This is a genomic window from Gillisia sp. Hel_I_86 (assembly GCF_007827275.1).
Lineage (GTDB): Bacteria > Bacteroidota > Bacteroidia > Flavobacteriales > Flavobacteriaceae > Gillisia.
Genome location: NZ_VISE01000001.1, coordinates 2,375,291 through 2,397,318, shown reverse-complemented (window position 1 = coordinate 2,397,318; position 22,028 = coordinate 2,375,291). Strand labels below are relative to the sequence as shown.

Below are 22,028 nucleotides of genomic sequence, written 5' to 3'. Positions count from 1 at the left end.
TCTTTTTTTATTTTATAAAGCCACTTTGCCTCGCATGCTTTTCGGCAGCAACAGAATTATCGATTAATAGCACGGGGGTAGTTTCAAATTCGGTTATAATACTTCTCACCCGCTTCATCTGCTTTTTATGGTTTACGCTTCTTAGATAAATCGCTAGGATCCTATCTGGGTATTGGGCAGCAATTTCTGTATAGATAGAAGCATCGTGCTCTCCACTATCTCCAATTAAAATGAACCGTAGCTGTGGATAGGTCTTTAAAATATTTATGATCTCTTTTTGTTTGTGCGGTTTTTCTGGTTTTATAGACCTATCAAAAGGGGTTCGAAAATTTCTGAGTAGAATTGGCCCTTTAGGGAATTTATTGAAATCCAGAAAAAGCTTCAGGTACTGGTACATGTTCCACGGGCTATTGCTTAAATAGAACAATGGGTTCTTGTTCTCTCCATTTTTTCCTAAATGCAGTTTCTGATAAAAATCGGCAGCGCCTTTAAATGGAATTCTTTTATACGCATTGGTAAGCAATGAATTCTTTAGCAGTTTCCACTTTAAAAAAGAAGTAACTCCGGTATGTAAAATAGTATCATCAATATCGCTTATAACTCCATATTCCGCCTTATCTTCGGGAATAAGAACCTCTGCTTGAAATTTTTTTCTTTCTTCGGAAGGAGGAGAATCTTCACTTTCTTGGAACAATAAATTCATTGTTACCCAACCTTCTTCGTTGGCCACGGTAGAAAGATCTTTTTGGGTGGTTTCTTCAAATAAGAAATAACCTTCACAATCAGAAACGGTTTTAAGCTGAAGCAGCCCCGGAATTTTCAATTCGATTTTAGCTTCTGGAATTTCAAAACTATCAAATTGCTTATAGGTGTTTTTTAGGGTATTAAAAAAGGACTGGTTCTCTACAATCTTCAATGGATTATCATCCAATGCCCTTCCTAAAAGATATAAGTGATTTTTCGTGCCATAACTTCTATAAGGTGTAATTAAAACATTTTCAATTTTATTCCAACCTAACAACTTCTTTACTCTTCTAAGCATTCCTTCAGTTTAGTTCTACATCCAATAGAGCGGTAATTTAAGATTAATCGAATATTTGCAGGGAAAATACCACCAATTTTAGATAAACTTTAAGAAGGGTAGCTATTCCAATTATTGCTGATACAATAGAATTTTTGGAAGTATTTTATTAAAATATCCGAAATATTATAGATAATTATATTTTATCTGCTGCCAACTCCGATTAACAAATATTTCACTAAAGGCGGGTTTTAATTACGATGTGCTTAACTAAATATAAATTCCTTACTCAGTAAATTAGCTCTTTAACCATTAAAATATATTATGATGAAAAATTTAGAAGAGTTGTTCGAACATCAATTAAAAGATCTTTACAGTGCAGAAAACCAGCTGATAGAGGCATTGCCAAAAATGGTAAAAGCATCACATGATTCAAAATTAAAAAAAGCCTTCGAAGATCATTTAGAAGAAACAAAAACGCATAAGCAACGCGTTGAAGAGATTTGCAAGGAGCTGTCCATTAAACCTACTGGTGAAAAATGTAAAGCCATGGAAGGTTTGATAAAAGAAGCACAATCCATGATAGATGAAAAATCAGATCCTGAAGTGAAAGATGCAGGATTAATTGCCGAAGCTCAACGAGTGGAACATTATGAAATCTCCGGATATGGGACTGCGGTACGTTTTGCAAAAGAGCTTGGACATGACAGCATTGCTAAAAAGTTGCAAAAAACACTAGATGAGGAGTATAACGCCGATCAAAAATTGGATGACCTTGCAGAACGAAGATTGAATAAAAAAGCTAAAGCATAGTTCAAAAAAATTGTGAAAATTTAAAAAGCTCTCTATGATATTAATTCGCAGGGAGTTTTTTTATGACAAACAAATACATAGGAAATATTCCAGTATAAAAAATGGATTTATTCCGAAAAATGCTATATTTGGATATGGGTACAAATGTAACACTTGAAATAAAGCGATTTAAGGAAATTCGCGACGATCATAATTTTACGCAAAGTGAATTTGCAGAGCTGTTGGGCATTAGAAATTCTACCGCCGATATTGAACGCGGTCGTACCAAGCTTTCGGGTAAAGTGGTGGCCGAATTATTAAGTCAGTTTGGTGTTAATCCCCTTTGGTTATTTGGGGAGAGTGCCCAAAAATTGCTACAAATCCATAAAGGAGATGTTAGTCCCAAGGTTATCACCGTAAATAGTGGAGAAGAAGAAAATATAATTCTGGTAAATCAAAAAGCTGCAGCCGGATACCCCCATAATGTACAAGATGTGGAATGGTACCAGCGATTGCCGGCTTTTGACATTCCTTTACCCGAATACAGAAATGCTTCCTATCGCGGATTTCAAGTAGAAGGAGATAGTATGATGCCTAATTTACGCCCCGGGGAATGGGTCTTGGGAAAAGGAATTCCCAGTATTACCGAAATCAGTGCAAATAAGATTTATGTGGTTGTTCTATATGATTCGGTCCTTGTAAAAAAGATCCAGAAACTAGACGATCCTTTTAAGGTGGTGCTCGTTTCTATTAATGAGGAATATGCACCAGTGGAAGTTAAAATAAGTGATATCCAGGAACTTTGGCAGGTTAACAGCAAGCTTACTTTTAGTATAGATGCCACTTCAGAAAGTGGGTTATTAAGACAGCTACAAGAATCTATGGAAGAACTAAAGAGTGAATTTAAAACTTTTAAACACTAAAAATCCATCTGGGTTAGAGATGGATTTTTAAATATTCTAGATGATTTTTAATCTAATGCTAATCTACAGCATCTTCAACATCATCAGCTACCTTTTCTACTGTAGATTTCTCTCTACAAGAAGTAAATAAAATACTTGTACTAAAGGTTAGCGCCAATAAAAAAACAATTTTTTTCATAATTTAAGGTTTAGTGGTTGTTTTAGAATACCTAATTATTTCTAATCTTGATATTCTGTAGCTAGTTTTGAAAGTTGATCTATTGTCGCTTTAGCACAATAAATTACATGTCATCTGTACCTTCAACTTCTGCTTCTACTTCGTTAGCTGCATTTTTTACGGCATCACCAGTTTTATTGGCGGCCTTTTCAATAGCATCTCCAGTATCCTCTGCAGCTTCTTCTAGGTCATCACCTACATCATCCATATCGTCGTTCATACCGTCCATATCATCACTCATCTCCATATCATCATTTGCTTTTTTTGTGTCTCTACATGAAGTAAAAAATGCGGTAAGTGTAAATGCTGTTGCTAATACTAAAATCGATTTTCTCATAAGTTTAAATTTTATAATTATTGGTTTGTCTGGTAATTGGTTCTCAATTCTTTATAAATATATATAAAATTGAATAAAATCCTAAATTTCATCCATATAAAGTGATACCTAGTTATCGTCCCCTATTTTTTCAATTTCTTTATCTATCTCTTTGTTTACCTCTTTATCAACTTTCTCTGCGGTACGTTCTAAAATTCCTTTGCGTTCCTCTACAGGTTCGGCTTTTTCAGTTTCTACTCGAACTTCCTTTACTACCACGGTTTCTTTTTCAGCCGTATCCCTACAAGAAATCAAGGTTGTAGCACCTATTGAAATTAAAGCTGTCAAATAAATAACTCGTTTCATATAATTTGTATTATAATTTAATCTTCGAAATTACTACATTATTAAATGGAGCACCTATTTTTTTAGAATATTTTAGCAAAAAAGGTGATATAATTCGCAAATCGAAGTTAATTCTAAGGAGTTTTAACAAAATTTTTCTTCAAATAGTTTAGGATCAGTTCCGTTGCACCACCATTTTCCTGAATATAATTTCTTGAAATTCTCCCCGCCTCCAGTCTAAATCCTGGCTCATTCATAAACGTATTTAGAATAGAAATGAGCTCCTCTTCAGAATTCACAGTATACAAACCTTTGAGAGCCTTCAACTTAATAGCTTCTGGGAATTTTTCAATATTGGGGCCTGTTATAATCGGAATCCCGAAGGTGGCCGGTTCCAAAATATTATGAAGTCCTGTGTGTCCAACTGCCCCTCCAACGTAAGCAATATCGGCATAACTATATATTTTCGTCAACATGCCTATAGTATCTACAATCATCACCTTAAAATCTGATAATTGTTTTCCTGCTTTTTCTGAAAATAGCACAGATGGAACTGAAATGCTTTTCTGAAAATTCCTGATTCTCTCCAGGTGAATGGTATGTGGCGCTATAATGATCTTGAGGTCCAAGTCTTTTTGAACTATGAATTCCTTTAAAAACGATTCATCTTCTGGCCAAGTACTTCCGGCAACAATGCACAATTTATTATCTACGAATTCTTCGATAAAATCCAATGTATTATCCTGCTGAAGCTGATTAGCAACTCGATCGAATCTAGTATCCCCGCCAATGGTTACATTTTGGAATCCTATAGAATTTAGCAATAATTTAGAATTTTCATTCTGAACAAAGAAATGCTCAAAGGCTTCCAAAGGTTTTTTAAACCAATCGTTATTCATCCTAAAAAAAAGTTGGTCTTCCCTGAATCCGCCAGAGATTAAAATTGTTTGAACATCCCTGTTATGGAGTTCATTCAGAATATTTGGCCAGAATTCATATTTTACAAAAATTGCTAGCCCAGGGTGAACCAAATCCAAAAATGAGTTTGCATTCTTAGCGGTATCCAAAGGCAAATAAACCACAACATCTGCTAAAGGCGATTTTTTCTTGATTTCGTAGCCCGAAGGAGAATAGAAACTCACTATAATTTTATGTTGCGGATATAACTGCCTGACTTTTTCCATAACCGGCACTCCTTGCTCATATTCTCCCAATGATGCCATGTGAAACCAAACAACCCTATCGTGCTTTTGAATTCCCGCTTTTAATATCGAAAAGGTGCTTTTTCTTCCCTCAACAAATAATTTCATTTTAGGGCTGAAAAATGTTGAAATAGGCAGCAGTTTTTCAACTATCCATATAAATATGTTGTATAGTGTTTGCAAGCTTTTTTATTTGATTGCTAAAATACCTCTTTCCTAAAAATAGCATTGGTGGTAGGAGCGATATTTTGTATTTTCGTTGGATTACAATAAAAAATACATGAAAAAGATACAAATGGTTGACCTTCAAGGTCAATACGCTTCCATAAAAGATCAAATTAACAACTCTCTTCAAGAAATAATGAACACTTCGGCATTTATAAATGGGCCCGAAGTTCAAAATTTTCAAAAAGAATTGGAAGAATACCTCGGTGTGAAACATGTTATACCATGTGCAAATGGAACAGACGCCCTTCAAATAGCAATGATGGGATTGGGATTAAAGCCAGGGGACGAAGTAATTACTGCAGATTTCACCTTTGCTGCCACTGTAGAAGTAATTGCCTTATTGCAACTAACACCTGTTTTGGTAGATGTAGATCCAGATACCTTCAACATAGATCCGGAGGCGATTAAAAAAGCAATTACCCCAAAAACCAAAGCCATTGTTCCGGTGCATCTTTTTGGCCAAACCGCCAATATGGATGCCATTATGGAAATTGCAAAAGCACATAATTTATATGTGATCGAGGATAATGCACAAGCTATCGGCGCCGATTTCCATGCCAAAGAAGGAAAAACATACAAAGCAGGAACTATTGGACATGCCGGTTCTACTTCGTTTTTTCCTTCAAAAAACCTTGGTTGCTATGGGGATGGCGGGGCTATTTTTACCAACGATGATGCTCTTGCTCATACGCTAAGAGGAGTGGTAAATCATGGAATGTATGAACGCTATCATCATGATGTGGTGGGTGTGAATTCCAGGTTGGACAGCTTTCAGGCAGCAGTGCTTCGCGCAAAGTTGCCAAAATTAGACATGTATAATGAAGCTAGAAAAGCAGCTGCTTTTAAATATGATGAAGCTCTAAAAGGGCAAGAATACATTAAAATTCCTGTAAGATCTGGAAATAGGGATGCCCATGTGTTTCACCAATACACTTTAAAGATCACTAACGGGAAAAGAGATGCTTTGGTAAAGCACCTAAACGAAAACAATATTCCATGTGGGGTGTATTATCCTATTCCGCTGCATAATCAAAAAGCCTATAAAGACTCCAGATATAACGAAACGGATTTTCCCGTTACCAATCAATTGGTAAAAGAAGTGATCTCCTTGCCTATGCATACCGAGTTGGATACCGACCAGATAGATCATATCACTAAAACTATTATTGAATTTGTAAATAATTAATATCACTCTATGAAAAAACTCTTATCGATTATCTGCGGAATCGTACTCACTTCAACTGTAAATGCCCAAGATCTCTATATCCAAAGTGGAAAAATAGTAGACACTAAAAACGGAAAAATTCTAACGGAAAAGACTATTATTGTTTCGGGAGAACGAATTAAAAGTGTCGAAGATGGATATATTCAGCCTAAAAATGAAGGTGATAGTTTAATAGACCTTCGTGGAATGATTGTTTTGCCTGGCTTAACAGATATGCATGTACATATGGAGGGAGAATCCAATCCGGGTGCCTATTTAGAGCCATTTACCTTAAATGAGGCAGATCTTGCCTTTAATTCCTTGAGTTTTGCAAAAGTAACGCTCATGGCTGGATTTACTACTGTGAGAGACCTTGGCGGGAGCGGTGTGAATATAGCATTGCGAAATGCCACAAATCAAGGTAAAGTCGTTGGTCCTAGAATATTTACCGCAGGAAAATCTTTAGCAACCACAGGAGGCCATGCAGATCCTACAAATGGGTATAATCATATTTTAGTGGGAGATCCAGGTCCTAAAGAGGGAGTTGTAAATGGGCCAGAAGACGCAAAAAAAGCAGTAAGACAACGTTATAAAAATGGAGCCGATCTTATTAAGATCACTGCTACCGGGGGAGTTTTAAGTGTAGCTAAATCGAGTTCCAATCCTCAATTTTCTATTGAAGAAATAAAAGCTATTACAGAAACTGCAAAAGACTATGGATTTCATGTAGCAGCGCATGCCCATGGAGACGAAGGAATGCAACGCGCGGTGAAAGGTGGGGTAAAAACCATAGAGCATGGAACTTTAATGAGCGAGCAAACAATGGACCTTATGAAAGAATATGATGCCTATTTGGTACCTACCATAACAGCCGGAAAAGAAGTGAGCGCAAAAGCAAAGATCAAAGGCTACTATCCTGAAATCATTGTGCCCAAAGCCTTGGAAATAGGGCCAAAAATTCAGGCCACCTTTAGCAAAGCATATAAAAAAGGTGTAGGTATCGCCTTTGGAACAGATGCAGGAGTTTATCCCCACGGGCAAAACGGTAAGGAATTTGGATTTATGGTTGAAGCAGGAATGCCAGCTATGGCAGCCATTCAAAGTGCAACTATCACTCCGGCTAAAATTTTAAATATGGAAATCGAATCCGGACAACTAGCAACAGGTTTTTATGCAGATATTATTGCTGTAAAAGAAGATCCAACCAAAAACATAAAAACTCTAGAAGATGTGAGATTTGTAATGAAAGAAGGGAAAATTTATAAAAATTAACAAAGGAGATTCCTCCTTCGTCGGAATGACAAAGGATGGAAAATGTCATTCTGAATGCAGCGTAGCGAAGTGAAGAATTTCAATGGAGCATTATTTCTATAAAAGAGATCCAACCTTTTGTCGGGATGACATATAAAAAAAAGTATTCGTGTATTCGTGGCATGTTCCTGAATGAAAGGAAGTACTTCCCGACTTTATTTTATTCTGAGTGCAGCCGAAGGGCTCGAAGGGACAAAGCCGGGAAATGTCATTCTGAACGCAGCGAAGCGAAGTGAAGAATATCAGGAAGTCAGTCTAAAGGAGATTCCTCCATCGTCGGAATGAAAAAGGATGGAAAGTGTCATTCTGAACGCAGCGTAGCGTAGTGAAGAATCTCAATGAAGCATTATTTCTATAAAAGAGATCCAACCTTTTGTCGGGATGACATATAAAAAAAAGTATTATACTTCCGCAGAACTCGTGTTGACACTTCTATCTATTTTCTTCACCAATCCTTGTAAGACTTTACCGGGACCAACTTCAATAAATTCTGTTGCGCCATCGGCAATCATATTTTTAACCGAATGCGTCCATTTTACTGGTGCTGTTAATTGAAATACCAAATTCTTTTTGATCTCCTCTGGATCTGTTACCGCAAACGTACTTACGTTCTGATAAATTGGACAGATTGGAGTACTAAAAGTGGTTGCCTCAATCGCCTCTGCCAATTGTTTTCTAGCAGGCTCCATCAATGGAGAGTGAAAAGCTCCGCCTACAGGAAGCATTAGTGCGCGCTTTGCCCCTCTTTCTTTTAAAACTTCACATGCTTTTTCTACAGCTGCCAGATCGCCAGAAATCACCAATTGTCCTGGACAATTGTAATTTGCGGCGACTACTGTTCCTTCAATCTCTGCACATATTGCTTCTACCAACTCATCATCCATTCCCAATACGGCTGCCATAGTAGAAGGCTCCAATTCACAAGCTTCTTGCATAGCTAAGGCACGTTTGTACACTAATTTTAATGCATCTTCAAATTCCAATGTGTTATTTGCCACTAAAGCAGATATTTCACCAAGGGAATGTCCTGCCACCATATCTGGCTTAAACGCCTCTCCCATTATCTTGCTCATAATCACCGAATGTAAAAATATGGCGGGTTGTGTCACTTTGGTTTGCTTAAGATCTTCGGCAGATCCTTGAAACATTACATCTGTAATCGAAAAATCCAATATTTTGTTGGCTCTTTCAAAGAGTGCTTGAGCTTCTGGATATTTCTCATAAAGATCCAGACCCATTCCGGAAAACTGTGCTCCCTGACCGGGAAATATATATGCTTTCATATTTTCAATTTAGTAGGGCTAAAATAGAAATAAAAAAAAAGACCTCATAACTTAAAGTTAGAGGTCTTTTATTAAAATGATTTTGTATATCCGTTTTTTGTCCTAATAGTTCTTTCGTCACCCTGAATTTATTTCAGGGTCTCCATATTGCATTGATGTACATTGAAATGAGATTCTGATACTCCCGAACGGTCGGGACAGAATGACGTCATTTTTCAGTTTAGGATACTTTACGGACAAACGAAAATAATTTCTTGAATTAAAGGCTCAATTTTCCTTTTTCACCAACATCTGCTTTATCTCCGGTAAGGGTTGCCATTCCCATTTTTAATAGGGCAATGTATTTGTTTTGTTTTGTGTCCCAATAATATGCTTCAGAAGGCACAAACTTTATTGCGGTAATATTTGGATCATTTTTATCATCGAACCACGCATCATCGCTCTTACTGTATAGTTCATGGATAATATTTTTATCTGAGTGAATGGTAGCTGAACCATAAATGCTGATAAACTCCATATCTGAGTTATCGCTGTACAAAAGTTGTGTTTTTGAATCTTTGGAAATATTAGCGTTATGCGCGCTATTTTTTCCGCTCAAAAACCAAATGTTACCAGCTTCATCCACTTTCTTGGTAGACATGGGAATGGCACTAATTGGTTTAGTATCCAGATCTGTTAGCATCATGCAAAAATCGATATCATCTACCAATTTTCTCATTTTTTTTAAGGCTTCCGTGTTGTCTAAGTTTTCTGTGCTCATATTTTTTATTTGCAAGATACCAATCAAACAAAAGTTATAGAACTAAGGAAAAGCCAATTCTTAGACCAGTTTTGTTAAGAATTGTAAAAACAATTTAGAGAATCACAATTATTTCAGAATAAAATAAAAGCACTTATTTAATGGCGTGAAGCTTAGAATATAAGGAGGAATTCTATAAACATCTAGCGACGAACATATGTCAAGTAAGTAAACGCATATTTATGTTTTTCGTCTTTTTTGTGAAATTCTTCCTTTTCCAAAACCCATATCTTTTCATCGATCTCCGGGAAAAAAGTATCTGCCTTAAAAGTGCCGTGCACTCTGGTAAGTTCAATTTTATCTACCACATCCATCGCCATTTTATATATTTCACCTCCTCCAATAATAAAGGGCTGGGGATCTCCCTTGCTAAAATCTATGGCACGCTCCAAAGAATGCACGGTTACAATTCCCTCTTTTTTTAAGTTATCCTTTCTGGTAATTACCACATGGGTTCTATCTGGCAATGGTTGTGGAAACGTATCGAAAGTTTTTCGACCCATTATTATATGATGCCCTGTTGTGAGTTTTTTAAATCGCTTAAAGTCATCTGGCAAATGCCACACCAAGCCACGATCCTTTCCTAATTCATTATTTTCTCCTGCAGCTGCAATAATTGTTAGCATCGTTCTAATAGTTTTTATCTGGTGTATTTGGATCTATAACTCTAGGCTCTGTTTTATCAATAACAATATTATTTCCCGAATCCTTTGATAGCGGGTAATCATGATCTACTTGCTGTTGGAGTTCTGCAATACGCTCCTTTTGTCTTGCAACTAATTTTTCCAATTGCTTTTGCTCCCATTCTTTCCCCATAAAACTGTTGGTTACCCACACATTAATAACATGTATAAGGAAGAAAAAAGACCAGGCCAAAATTGCCCAAACAAACCAATTGTAGCCCAATGGCATGAAATCTTCTTGGTATCCAATCACCACATTTAGAACGATCAGCAATACAGCACCCACTAAAAAAATCACAAAATGCTGAAACAATCTTTTCTTCTGAAGGGCCCTTGCGCGGGCATTTTCATATAACTGGCGTTGGTCTGAGTCTAGTTTAGAAGTATTTTTCTTTTTAGAAAACATAATAAAAAGTACTTTAGTGTCTACCAAATTTACAGATTTTTTGGTCTATTGTTAAAATGCTTATGAAGAATTTAAGAAAAGTCTTTCCTGTCCTACGCCAATATACTTATTTGAACAATGCTTCCTGCGGGTTATTATCTGAAAAGGTGTTTGAATATCGCCAAGATCACGATTTGGACCTGCTTATTTCAGGTAGTATGTTTAGGGATCAGCATGGAAAGGTTTTGGAAGAAGTTCGTGAAACAGTGGGAGATTTTTTCAACTGCTCACCTAATAGAGTTGGCCTGATCCACAATTTTTCCAGCGGATTCAACACGCTTTTGGAAGGCATAGATAAAGCAAGTAAAATATTATTACTGAAAGAGGATTATCCTTCTATTTTTTGGGCGGTGAACTCCCGGGAGTTTGAAGTTTGCTATGCTCAGATCGATGAGGATTTAGAACAAAACATTAAAAAAGCACTTTCAGAAAATAGACCAGACTTATTTTGCTTCAGCATTGTTCAATATGAAAACGGAATAAAATTAACCCCTGCTTTTCTGAAGGAAATGAAGGAGAAATTCCCTGAAACACTTTTCGTTGCAGATGGCACTCAGTTTATAGGCACCGAAAAATTCGATTTTGATGCATCAAAATTAGATGTCGTCATTGCCAGTTGTTACAAATGGATGAATGCAGGTTATGGCAATGCCGTAATGTTGTTTCAAGAAGACGTTCCCAAAAAAATAGACCCGAAAAGTTGCGGTTTTAACTCCTTACAGGGCAAATACAAAGCTCATGAAGGGAATTTTCTTGGAAAGTTTGAACCTGGCCATCAGGATACTTTGAATTTTGGAAGCCTAATGGCCGCTATAAAATATATAAATTCGGTTGGAATAGATCTTATTGAAGAACGAATCAAACTATTATCCAAGAAAGCTAAAGAAGAATTTGAAAAACTTGGACTGCTAGAGAAAATGGTAGTAAAAAGAGTTCAGCATTCTTCCATTTTTAATATTGGCGGGGATGCAGAACTCTTTCAGTTCTTGAACGGTAAAAATATTATATGCTCCTTAAAAGATTCTGGCGTTCGTGTAAGTTTCCACTATTTTAATACCGAAGAAGAAATCGATCTTTTGGTAAAAGTCCTAAAAGAATATTTTAAAAAGTAGTTATTCGGTCACCTTGATCTCTTTCCAAAAAGCTACATAATTTTCAATTGGTTTTGCAGCATGACTGGCTTGCGGATAGTACCATGCAGCGTCTTTATTGGTTTTTCCATCGACTTCCACATTGTAATATGAGGCCTCCCCTTTCCAAGGACATCTGGAAGTGGTGTCGCTCGGTTTAAAATATTCAGACTTTATGGATTCTTGTGGAAAATAATGGTTGCTTTCCACCACTTTTGTATCCTTACTTTCTGCGATTATTGTGTTGTTCCAAATAGCTTTCATATCCAATAATTTTATTTTTTATTAATATATCCGTCCTATGTCCTGAAATGCTTCGGATTATCTCGTCACCCTGTCCCGAAGGCTTTCGGGATTATTTCAGGGTCTCCCCAGAACTCACAGTTCAGCTGACGACAATTCCGCATCGTCACCCTGAACGTGTTTCAGGGTCTCTATTTACCGTATTGATTCTTAGTGTTATAAGATTCTGAAACAAGCTCAGAATGAACTGTTATTTATTATTTTATGATACTTTATGGATATACAATTTCAGAAATCTACTTTTTTCTGAAGATGTAATTCTTGTAATAATCCTTTTCATCTGTAAAAGAATCAGTAACCTTAAGATCTGCTTGGTTTGCAAGCCACTCCACGATCATATCGTCGTATTTCTGGGAGATTTCGGTATGTATGCTCTCCCAAGCTTCAAATTCCACCTTAAGCTCTAAATCTTTGATAGTTACCGTTTGTTTTTGGCTACTTATCAAAAAGCTTTTTGCTGTTCCGGTTTCAGGGTTATAGGTTTCCCAGTGACCAAAGGAGTCCAAATTAAAATTACCTCCCAATTCTGTATTGATCCTTTCCAATAAATTTTTATTGAAAGCCGCTGTCACCCCAGTTGAATCGTTGTATGCATCTAAAATGATTTGCGGATCCTTCTTCTGGTCGAAGCCCATAAAAAGCATATCATCCGGGCTCATTGCTTCGTGAATTTGTATCAGAAAATCTATAGCATCTTTATGTAGCAGGTTTCCAATATTGGATCCAAGCACCAAGATCACTTTTTTTCTGGAGTTATAATCAGATAAGCGCGCCAAGGTATCAAAATAAGTGCCTTGTTGCAGCTTCACAGAAACTGTAGGCAACTCTTTTTTGAGAGATTCCTGCAATTCATCCAATGCATTCTGACTGATATCCACAGGCAAATAATCAAAATCTATGCGGTTTTCGCTTAAATACCTCAACAATAACTTTGTCTTTTTTCCATCTCCCGCGCCCAACTCAATGAGATCGAAACCATTGGTGCCCCAAAAAACATCTGCAATCTCTTGGATATTGTCCTTTAAAATATTGTACTCGCAGTTGGTGAGATAATATTCAGGCAAATCCATAATATCCTTAAACAGTTTATCCCCTTTTTTATCATAAAAATATTTAGATGACAAATGCTTGGGACAACTGGTTAGGCCATTGTAAACATCTTCCTCGAAGGCAGAAGCAAAGCGCGTTTTTATATTATTTTTCATGTACTAAAAGTCGGATTATTTGGCCAATCTTACACCGGTAAATTGCCATCTTAAATGCGGATGAAAAAAGTTTCGGTAGGTAGCACGAGTATGGTTTGCAGCAGTAGCAACAGATCCTCCACGAAGCACTTTTTGATTCACCATAAATTTCCCGTTGTATTCCCCTAAAGCCCCATTGGCTTTTTTATAATTGGGGTATGGGTTATAAGAACTTTCTGTCCATTCCCAGCGGCTTCCCCATTTAAACTTTTCTTGTGCAACTTCCCATTCAAATTCTGTGGGCAACCGCATTTGTTTCCATTGGGCAAAAGCGAAAGCTTCATAATAGGAAACATGGGTGAGCGGAGCTTCAAGATCTAAATCTTGTAGTCCACTTAAGGTGTACTGCTTCCATTTATTATCGATATTATGCCAATAAGAAGGAGCTGTAATATTTTCTGTATTTATCCAATCCCAAGCTTCTGCGTGCCATAAGAGCACATCTTTATAGCCGCCGGCCTTGATGAATTCCAAATATTGCCCATTCGTAACCAACCTATTGGAGGTCTGATATTGATTTAAATATACCTTATGCCTCCCTATCTCATTATCATAAAAGAAGGAACCTCCTTTATGCCCTATTTCATAAATTCCTTCTGGAACAGTTAACCATTCCTGCGGAAAGCTTTGCACTGGGTTTTCATTGAAATTACTTTGATATATTGGGAGAAGCGGATTGTTCCCAAGAATGTATTTAATATCTGTAAGCAACAATTCCTGATGCTGCTTTTCGTGATGGCAACCTATTTCCAAAACATTCGATATTTCCTCTGAAAACCTATCGGTATTATTGAAAAATTCTGAAATTGCTTTGGTTACATACGCTCTATACTCGTAGATCCAAGCTACTGTTGGTCGGGATAAATTCCCCCTATCGGTTCTTACCACCTTCTCCCCTACACTTTCGTAATAACTATTGAAAACAAACGCCGAGTTTTCATCAAACAACTTGTAGTCCTTCTGATATTTCTTCAGAACAAATTCTTCAAAAAACCAGGTGGTATGTCCTAAATGCCATTTTGGAGGAGAAACATCTACAATAGGTTGCACTACATAATCTTCGATTTCCAAGGGCGCACAAATAATTTCGGTTTGTGCTCTGGTTTCAATAAAAAGTTGAAATAAATTTTCCTTTGAGATCATAGATGGGTTGATAAAATAAGGCTATCATCCAAAGTTACTGTTTTTCGGGAACGGGTGAAATTCAAACGAGTTAATGCAAAGTTAAAGTCGACTTCATTGATTAAAAAAGGAAACAAAAATTTAAGAAATAAGGTGCTTTCTTATAAATAAAAAGCCAAAAAGTTTTTAGAAGTTAAATGGCATCTTATATTTTACTTCAATCCTTTTACCACCTCTGTGCCCGGGTTTCATCACAGGAAATAATTTTGTGATACGCACTGCCTCTTGATTTACCAATTTTTGAGGACCTTCAGCAGATACCTTGCAAACCTTTCCATTTTCATCTATATAAAAAGTGATCACAGACCTCCCTCTTACGATCTTTCCGTTGGCATCTTTCGGGTATTTAAAGTTGGTTTTAATATGCTTGGCGAGTTGCTTGTTAAAACAATCATCCCCGGAAAGCTCACTTTTCCCACAACCAGGCCATACGGGCCCAATCTCTTTCATAGTGATGGTATTACCCTTAACGGTAACTCCTTCTTGGGCTTGAGAACTAGCGGTAAGGATAAAAAAAGAGGCAATAAAAAGTAAGTTTTTCATAAGTAGGTGTTTTTAAATCGAGGTTTCCCTCAAGCAACTAATTCCTCCATGAGGGCTAAACCGCAACCTTTCCTTTTATATGTGGATGCGGATCGTAATTTTCAAGGCTGAAATCTTCAAACTTGAAATCAAAAATATCTGTTACTTCCGGGTTGATCCTAATTTGGGGTAAGGCTCTTAGATCCCTGCTTAACTGAAGTTCCAGTTGCTCGATATGATTGTTATAAATATGAGCATCCCCAAAGGTATGAATAAAATCGCCAGCTTCATACCCACATACTTGCGCTACCATCATGGTAAACAAGGCATAGGAGGCAATATTAAACGGCACACCCAGAAATATATCGGCACTGCGTTGGTATAGCTGGCAAGACAGTTTTCCTTCGGCTACATAAAACTGAAAAAAGGCATGACAAGGTGGTAAGGCTGCTTTGCCATTGGCCACATTTTCAGAAAAGGATTTAGTTGTATCTGGCAATACCGAAGGGTTCCAAGCAGAAACCAGCATCCTTCTACTATTGGGATTATTCTTTAAAGTATCTATTAATTCCTTGATCTGGTCTATATCCTCACTATTCCAATTCCTCCATTGATGGCCATACACTGGCCCAAGATCTCCATTTTCATCGGCCCAATCATTCCAAATACGCACCCCATTTTCTTGAAGGTATTCAATATTGGTATCGCCATTTAAAAACCACAGGAGCTCATAAATAATAGATTTAAGATGTAGTTTTTTGGTGGTGACCATTGGAAAACCTTCACTTAAATCGAAGCGCATCTGGTAACCGAAAACACTTTTTGTACCTGTTCCGGTTCTATCTCCTTTTTGGGTTCCGTTTTCCAAAACGTGTTTTACAAGATCGTGATATTGTTTCATGCTAAGCTCTTTCTAAAATGCAATACTATATATTTTCTAAAAATAAGAAATCAGCTAAAAACAATTGCTGAAATACGCAAGAGTTTTTAATTTTCTATCTGGCACTATTATTCATCATCCAAATACTTTACCGCTCAACGATCTGCGTGATGAGCATTTCGCTCTCCCATAGGTCTTTCTTCTCCAATAGTAGTATCATATCGGGTTTGATGCTCCATTTCAGAATTTAATTCGTCACCCATAAGGACAATAAATGCAGTTAGAAAGAGCCATAGCATTAAAACAGCTACCGCAGCAAAACCCAACGAAACCAAGTTAAAACATGTTCTATTTGCGGTGCAAGGCCAATGTTTTTAATAAGTAAAGGAAAAAGTATCACGATCAATAAACTGATAAGTCCAATTACAACTCCACCCAAAGTAAAGAGAAGGGTTAATAAATTCTTTTTGATAATACCTCGAGTATCGATTTCATCATACGCGATATTTACGCCCTCAAAAAGAGTACTTGTACCTTTATTGGCACTCCAAATACTCACCAGCACACTTATCGCCAGTCCCCAACCGATTTCTTCCTGACTTCCGCATTTTAACACCCAAAATCAAAAAGTGAGTTTAAGTATTTCTGTTACCCTGTTAATAGCAGTGTTTTTTTCTTGATATTTTCGCTCTGGGGTGATTTTACTTCCACTTCCATGACATTCTCAGCAATTTCAATTGCTTCGTTCGCACTTATTTTGCCTTTTTTGGCCTTGAGCTGCCGCTCCAGTTCTTTGAATACTTTATAGGCAACAAATGATATACATATATGTGCCTCTATGCGTCTTTGCAATCTATGGTAAATGCACCGGATCTTTAAATCTGTGTTGGCAATCCTAAAGGCATATTCCATTTGCCAAAGGTGTTGGTGATTTTCAATGATTTGATCTTTGGATAGGCCGGTATTGGCCAAGTACCCTTTAAGCCCGTCCCACTTGGCATCCTGTTTGAGCTTCTCATGATCAATAGCCACACTTATCCCTCCTTCTAGTTTCAGGAATTTGTGATAGCCTCTATTATTGATATGGGATTTGGTTGGCTTCCCTCTACGGATATTTTTTCCAGTCTTCTAAGGCCTTTTTCGCGATTGTAGCGGTCTTTTTTGGCCCGTTCAGAGTAGGCAACAATGAGCTTTAGATCCCCTTTCTTGATGACAGTGCTCTTTCCATGGTTTAAATCAAGGGCCCCTATTTTGTCCTTGACAGCCTGAATATAGGTTTTAGAATTCTTTGAGTTTAATTTACGGACAAACATAAATCAAAGGTAATAATCAAATTAACCCCCTCAACCAGTATCAGTAGGCAACAAAACAATTGATTCCAATGCTTTATGTTTTTTAAGAAAATTGAGTGCGGAAGTCAGGAAAATGTTCAAGAGTTAAATCAGCACTATTCCATTATATGCAGCTCAGTGAACTCTTTGTCCACAATTAAGGTGTTGTCCCCATTTACCTTTACCGCCTCAAATGCTATTTCCTCGTTATCTATCTGAATTTTGGAGATCTGGAACGGCATTCCAATCAATTTTAATTTAAAGGTTTTATATCCTGTGATAAATGTTCCGGATTTATGCTGCTGAATGATCAATTCATTTGTTTTCCCGGTAAGTTTGAAGGTTCTTAAACTATATCTCCCTTTTGTATAATCGTACCCATCATGGGCATCGTCAAATAAGGTTGAGTTTTCTTTCCCTTTTTTGTAATAGACCTCCAAAGTGATTTCCTCAATCAATTTTTCGCCAACATACTGTTGAATTGGATATTTAGGAATGATTGCACCTTCTTTTACAAAGAGCGGCATACTATCCAGATCTGCGTCTACCCAAATCTCCTTGCCACCAGCGCTAACTTCATTTTTCCAGTAATTATACCAATTTCCTTTTGGGAGGTATAATCGTCGCCCTTGAGAATTGGCTTCAATAATTGGGCAAACAAGGAGCTGTTCTCCAAATATAAATTCATCTGTCCTGTAGTGGGTTTGAATATCTTCTTGGTCATATAAAACCAAGGATTTTAAAATAGGGGTACCTTCGTTTAAATAATGCCAAAACGACGTATATAAATAGGGTAGCAATTGATATCTAAGCTCAATAAATTTCTTCACTATTCCAGTGATCTCTTCTCCAAACATCCAAGGTTCTTGCTCACCATGATCTCCGGAAGAATGTGTTCTGCAAAAAGGATGAAAAACCCCCAATTGGATCCAACGTGCATAAAGTTCTCCATTGGGCTGTTCTGCAAATCCGCCAATATCGCTTCCTATAAATGAAAATCCTGAAAGTGCCATTCGCTGTGCCTGTACATTGGCGATCCATAAATGCTCCCAGGTCGCTATGTTATCTCCTGTCCAAGAAGAAGTGTAACGTTGCGTACCGGAATATGCCGCACGGGTAATAACAAAGGGCCTCTTAGGATATCCAAACTTTTTTAAGCCTTGATAGGTAGCCCTTGCCATTTGCATTCCGTAAACATTATGTGCCTTTCTATGGCTACAAGGGTTTCCATCGTAATCATGTCTTACGTCATTGGGAAAGGTCTTATTGGGGACCTCCATTACCGCAGGTTCATTCATATCGTTCCACACACCTTTTACCCCAATATCTTCGATAAGTTCTTTAAATAAACCAGCCCACCAATCTCTCACTTTTGGATTGGTAAAATCTGGAAAATAGCATTCTCCTGGCCAGACCTTTCCTTTCATATAGGGACCATCGGCACGCCTACAGAAATAATCGTTTTCCAGGCCTTCTTTAAAGACCTCGTAATCTTTATCTATTTTTATTCCCGGATCTATGATCACGATGGTTTTAAATCCATCTTCCAGCAGCTCCTGCACCATTCCTTTTGGATCTGGAAAGTATTCCTTGTTCCAGGTAAAGCATCTAAAACCTTCCATATAATCTATATCCAAGTAGATCGCATCACAAGGTATTTGAAGCTCCCTGAATTTAGCGGTCACCTCTTTCACCTTCGACTCTGGATAATAACTCCATTTACATTGATGGTACCCTAGCGTCCAAAGCGCGGGGAGCTGATGTGGCTTTCCTGTTAGATCGGTATAATTGGCGACCACATCTGTCATTTTTGGGCCGTAAATAAAATAGTAGTTCATTTCTCCGCCCTGTGCCCAAAAGCTGGTAACATTTTTACGTTCATGGGCGAAATCAAAATAGGATCTAAAGGTATTATCGAAAAAGATCCCGTACGATTTTCCATGGTGTAAACCGGTATAAAAAGGAATTGCTTTATAAATAGGATCTGTTTCCTTGCCATAAGCGTAGGAATCCGTAACCCAATTCTCGAAACGTTTTCCTTTAAGGTTTAGATGGGAGGGTTTGTCCCCAAGCCCATAATAGCTTTCCCCGTCTTGGGAGGTCTTGCTCATTTTTACGATATTACCTCCAAATTCATAACTTTCTTCCCAGTGAAAACCTAGTTCATCATGACTTATCAGGCTCTTATCCTTCGCATCGTAAATATTCACTTTTAGATCCAGTTTATTTACATGGCAAATAAGTTTTTGGGTTGTAATTATATACTCTCCATCGGTTTCTTCAATCTCCAAAAAATTATAACCGGTACTCGCATATTTCGTAATGGCATACGAAAAATCTTTATCGAAATTGGAGGTTGTTGAATATCGAAATCTTATAACACTATCCCTAACAATTGTTATTTGAAGTGTGACATCATTTTCTGTTCTAAAATCCAGAACATCGATGTTCTTATTATAGGAAACTATTTGGTTTGGAAACTGATTTCCTTTTAATTCCAATTCGGTATTAGTGATCATAGTTAGGGTGCTAAAAAATAAGCTGTAAACGTACTAAAAAAAGCAATGTTCGGCAGCTGCTATTCCATAAAAATATAGCCATTTAATTGAATTAAATGCAATGAAAGCAACGAAATTCAAATATTTTATCATTACGTTTAAATGTATTGAAAAACTACCACTCCTAAAGGCGGAAGCGTTATGGTTGCGGAAAAGTTCCTTTGATTCCAGGCTTCATCAGATATCTTTATGGTCCCTGCATTACAAATTCCGCTACCTCCATAAGCCAATAAATCACTATTGAAGATCTCCTTGATTTGCACTTTTTGACCAAGTCCTATTTTATATTCCTTTTTTACAGTGGGCGTGAAATTACAAACCACTAGTACATCGTTTTGGACATCGTGCCCTTTTCTTAAAAAGGAAAGTACCGAGTTTTCATTGTCATCATAGGCGATCCACTCAAATCCTTCAGGGCTAAACGCTTTTTCATACAAAGCCGGGGTTTCTTTATAAAACAGATTGAGGTCTTTTATAAAATTCAGCATTCCTTTATGCGGTAAAAAATCCAATAAGTTCCAATCTAAACCTTTCTCGAAATTCCATTCCTCATACTGGGCAAATTCGGCTCCCATAAACAAGAGGTTCGCACCCGGATGCATGACCATAAAAGCGTACAAGCTTCTTAAATTCGCAAAACGTTGCCACTCATCCCCGGGCTGTTTGCTTAAGAGCGATTTTTTACCGTGTACCACCTCATCATGGGAAAGTGGCAACATAAAATTTTCTGTAAATGCATAGGCTAAGCTAAATGTGATCTCATTTTGATGAAATTTTCTATGTATAGGATCTTTGCTAAAATAAGCCAGTGTATCGTGCATCCATCCCATCATCCACTTCATTCCAAAGCCCAAACCACCCTGATCTACAGGTTTGGTAACACCGGGAAAGGCCGTGGATTCTTCCGCGATGGTTTGCACTCCCTCAAAATTATTGTAAACCGCAGTATTGAATTCCTTTAAGAAAGAAATGGCATCCAAATTTTGGTTCCCTCCAAATATATTGGGGTCCCACTCCCCTTCTTCCCTAGAATAATCCAAGTAGATCATTGAAGCTACCGCATCTACACGCAGTCCATCTATATGATAATTTTCGAGCCAAAAAAGGGCATTGCTAATTAAAAAAGAGCGCACTTCATTGCGTTCATAATTAAAAATCAAACTTTTCCAATCCGGGTGATATCCTTTTTTGGTGTCTGGATGTTCATAAAGATGAGTGCCATCGAACAATCCCAATCCATGTTCATCTGAAGGGAAATGGGCGGGCACCCAGTCCAAGATGACTCCGATATCATTTTGATGAAATGCATCTATTAAAAACATGAAATCCTGAGGAGACCCAAAGCGGGAAGTTGGCGCAAAATATCCTATAAGTTGATATCCCCAAGAGGGATCATATGGATATTCCATAATTGGCATAAGTTCCACATGCGTGAAATTCATTTCCTTCACATAATTTACCAAATCTATGGCCAGTTCCCTATAGGTTAAAAATTCACCTTCAGCGTTTTTTTTCCAGGATCCTAATTGTACTTCGTATACAGAATAAGGCTTGTCCAGATTGTTTTTATCTTTCCTATAACCCATCCAATTTTTATCCTTCCAATTATAATCTTTAATGTTCCATATAATAGAAGCGGTGTTTGGAGATTTTTCAAAATAAAGCGCATAAGGATCTATTTTCTCTGTAACCTCGTCATTATGCGTAGAACTGATCTTGAATTTATAGCGCATTCCCTTTTTGGCGACTGGAATAAATCCTTCCCAAATTCCAGAAGAATCCCAGCGCACATTAAGCAGATGCTCCTTGCCATCCCAAAAATTAAAATCACCAATCACTGCAACACCTTTTGCAGAAGGAGCCCAAACCGAAAAATATACGCCATCTTCCCCGTCCAATTGCATGGGGTGTGCACCAAACTTTTCGTAAAGTTTAAAATGTTTACCAGCTTTAAATAAAGAAATATCAAATTCTGTAAACAAACTGTAAGCTATTACCTGAGACATATTTTAGACTGCTAATTAAAAGATTGATTGTTCATAAAGTGTCATAAACTGATAAAGGGCGTCATTCTGTCCCGACGCTTCGGGAGTATCAGAATCTCATAAC

23 protein-coding genes are annotated in these 22,028 nt (G+C 37.3%); 5 read left to right on the top strand and 18 right to left on the bottom strand.

Annotation, left to right across the window (positions count from 1 at the left end; genetic code table 11):
- Window positions 1-7: 7 nt before the first annotated feature.
- Window positions 8-1,042 carry an App1 family protein gene (locus JM83_RS10840; RefSeq protein ID WP_144962000.1) on the bottom strand — a complete coding sequence of 345 codons (1,035 nt, stop codon included), beginning with the start codon at window positions 1,040-1,042 and terminating at the stop codon, window positions 8-10.
- Window positions 1,043-1,348: 306 nt separating this feature from the next.
- On the opposite strand from JM83_RS10840, the gene JM83_RS10835 reads away from it, so the two are divergent.
- Both JM83_RS10835 and JM83_RS10830 read left to right on the top strand, forming a co-directional pair.
- Window positions 1,349-1,834, top strand: a complete 486-nt coding sequence (locus tag JM83_RS10835) for a ferritin-like domain-containing protein (protein ID WP_144963757.1) — start codon at window positions 1,349-1,351, stop codon at window positions 1,832-1,834.
- A 134-nt stretch (window positions 1,835-1,968) separates the two neighbouring features.
- The gene (locus tag JM83_RS10830) at window positions 1,969-2,736 is read left to right on the top strand and encodes an XRE family transcriptional regulator (protein WP_144963755.1); all 768 of its coding nucleotides are present in this window, start codon (window positions 1,969-1,971) and stop codon (window positions 2,734-2,736) included.
- A 281-nt stretch (window positions 2,737-3,017) separates the two neighbouring features.
- Here the strand turns inward: JM83_RS10830 and JM83_RS10825 are convergent, their stop codons facing one another.
- The 3 genes from JM83_RS10825 to JM83_RS10815 form a co-directional block, all read right to left on the bottom strand.
- Window positions 3,018-3,290, bottom strand: a complete 273-nt coding sequence (locus JM83_RS10825) for a hypothetical protein (RefSeq protein WP_144961998.1) — start codon at window positions 3,288-3,290, stop codon at window positions 3,018-3,020.
- A 108-nt stretch (window positions 3,291-3,398) separates the two neighbouring features.
- The gene (locus JM83_RS10820) at window positions 3,399-3,635 is read right to left on the bottom strand and encodes a hypothetical protein (protein WP_144961996.1); all 237 of its coding nucleotides are present in this window, start codon (window positions 3,633-3,635) and stop codon (window positions 3,399-3,401) included.
- A gap of 113 nt (window positions 3,636-3,748) precedes the next feature.
- Entirely contained in the window at window positions 3,749-4,924 is a 1,176-nt protein-coding gene (locus JM83_RS10815) for a 3-deoxy-D-manno-octulosonic acid transferase (RefSeq protein ID WP_144961994.1), read from the bottom strand.
- Window positions 4,925-5,096: 172 nt separating this feature from the next.
- On the opposite strand from JM83_RS10815, the gene JM83_RS10810 reads away from it, so the two are divergent.
- Both JM83_RS10810 and JM83_RS10805 read left to right on the top strand, forming a co-directional pair.
- The gene (locus tag JM83_RS10810) at window positions 5,097-6,230 is read left to right on the top strand and encodes a DegT/DnrJ/EryC1/StrS family aminotransferase (protein ID WP_144961992.1); all 1,134 of its coding nucleotides are present in this window, start codon (window positions 5,097-5,099) and stop codon (window positions 6,228-6,230) included.
- A gap of 9 nt (window positions 6,231-6,239) precedes the next feature.
- Window positions 6,240-7,520, top strand: coding sequence for a metal-dependent hydrolase family protein (locus tag JM83_RS10805; protein WP_144961990.1), 1,281 nt, complete (start codon window positions 6,240-6,242; stop codon window positions 7,518-7,520).
- Between the two features lie 440 nt (window positions 7,521-7,960).
- Here the strand turns inward: JM83_RS10805 and fabD are convergent, their stop codons facing one another.
- From fabD to JM83_RS10785, 4 genes are all read right to left on the bottom strand, one after another.
- A complete protein-coding gene (gene fabD / locus JM83_RS10800; RefSeq protein ID WP_144961988.1) occupies window positions 7,961-8,842 on the bottom strand; it encodes an ACP S-malonyltransferase in 882 nt (293 codons plus the stop codon).
- 259 nt (window positions 8,843-9,101) lie between these two features.
- Complete coding sequence (locus JM83_RS10795; protein WP_144961986.1) at window positions 9,102-9,602, bottom strand: pyridoxamine 5'-phosphate oxidase family protein; 501 nt, start codon at window positions 9,600-9,602, stop codon at window positions 9,102-9,104.
- A 182-nt stretch (window positions 9,603-9,784) separates the two neighbouring features.
- Window positions 9,785-10,267: a dihydrofolate reductase gene (locus JM83_RS10790; RefSeq protein ID WP_144961984.1), complete on the bottom strand. Its 483-nt coding sequence runs from the start codon at window positions 10,265-10,267 to the stop codon at window positions 9,785-9,787.
- A gap of 4 nt (window positions 10,268-10,271) precedes the next feature.
- Window positions 10,272-10,757, bottom strand: a complete 486-nt coding sequence (locus JM83_RS10785; RefSeq protein ID WP_315897847.1) for a 2TM domain-containing protein — start codon at window positions 10,755-10,757, stop codon at window positions 10,272-10,274.
- Between the two features lie 35 nt (window positions 10,758-10,792).
- Here JM83_RS10785 and JM83_RS10780 point away from each other — a divergent pair, with 35 nt between their 5' ends.
- Window positions 10,793-11,881, top strand: coding sequence for an aminotransferase class V-fold PLP-dependent enzyme (locus JM83_RS10780; protein WP_144961983.1), 1,089 nt, complete (start codon window positions 10,793-10,795; stop codon window positions 11,879-11,881).
- On the opposite strand, the gene JM83_RS10775 is transcribed toward JM83_RS10780, so the two are convergent.
- The 10 genes from JM83_RS10775 to glgB all read right to left on the bottom strand — a co-directional run bounded on the left by JM83_RS10775 (window position 11,882) and on the right by glgB (window position 21,925).
- On the bottom strand, window positions 11,882-12,163 hold the full coding sequence (locus JM83_RS10775; protein ID WP_144961981.1) for a DUF427 domain-containing protein: 282 nt from the start codon (window positions 12,161-12,163) through the stop codon (window positions 11,882-11,884).
- Between the two features lie 275 nt (window positions 12,164-12,438).
- Window positions 12,439-13,407, bottom strand: a complete 969-nt coding sequence (gene egtD / locus JM83_RS10770; protein ID WP_144961979.1) for an L-histidine N(alpha)-methyltransferase — start codon at window positions 13,405-13,407, stop codon at window positions 12,439-12,441.
- A gap of 15 nt (window positions 13,408-13,422) precedes the next feature.
- Window positions 13,423-14,589, bottom strand: a complete 1,167-nt coding sequence (gene egtB, locus JM83_RS10765; protein WP_144961977.1) for an ergothioneine biosynthesis protein EgtB — start codon at window positions 14,587-14,589, stop codon at window positions 13,423-13,425.
- A gap of 165 nt (window positions 14,590-14,754) precedes the next feature.
- Window positions 14,755-15,171, bottom strand: a complete 417-nt coding sequence (locus tag JM83_RS10760) for an energy transducer TonB (RefSeq protein WP_144961975.1) — start codon at window positions 15,169-15,171, stop codon at window positions 14,755-14,757.
- Window positions 15,172-15,226: 55 nt separating this feature from the next.
- Entirely contained in the window at window positions 15,227-16,051 is an 825-nt protein-coding gene (locus JM83_RS10755) for a thymidylate synthase (protein WP_144961973.1), read from the bottom strand.
- Between the two features lie 286 nt (window positions 16,052-16,337).
- Window positions 16,338-16,646, bottom strand: a complete 309-nt coding sequence (locus JM83_RS10750) for a YhjD/YihY/BrkB family envelope integrity protein (protein ID WP_261376442.1) — start codon at window positions 16,644-16,646, stop codon at window positions 16,338-16,340.
- A gap of 32 nt (window positions 16,647-16,678) precedes the next feature.
- Window positions 16,679-17,062, bottom strand: a complete 384-nt coding sequence (locus JM83_RS10745) for a hypothetical protein (protein ID WP_144961971.1) — start codon at window positions 17,060-17,062, stop codon at window positions 16,679-16,681.
- Window positions 17,063-17,082: 20 nt separating this feature from the next.
- Complete coding sequence (locus tag JM83_RS10740; protein ID WP_144961969.1) at window positions 17,083-17,343, bottom strand: hypothetical protein; 261 nt, start codon at window positions 17,341-17,343, stop codon at window positions 17,083-17,085.
- A gap of 134 nt (window positions 17,344-17,477) precedes the next feature.
- Window positions 17,478-19,880 carry a glycoside hydrolase family 31 protein gene (locus JM83_RS10735; RefSeq protein WP_144961966.1) on the bottom strand — a complete coding sequence of 801 codons (2,403 nt, stop codon included), beginning with the start codon at window positions 19,878-19,880 and terminating at the stop codon, window positions 17,478-17,480.
- 137 nt (window positions 19,881-20,017) lie between these two features.
- Window positions 20,018-21,925: a 1,4-alpha-glucan branching protein GlgB gene (gene glgB, locus JM83_RS10730; protein WP_144961965.1), complete on the bottom strand. Its 1,908-nt coding sequence runs from the start codon at window positions 21,923-21,925 to the stop codon at window positions 20,018-20,020.
- Window positions 21,926-22,028 lie beyond the last annotated feature (103 nt).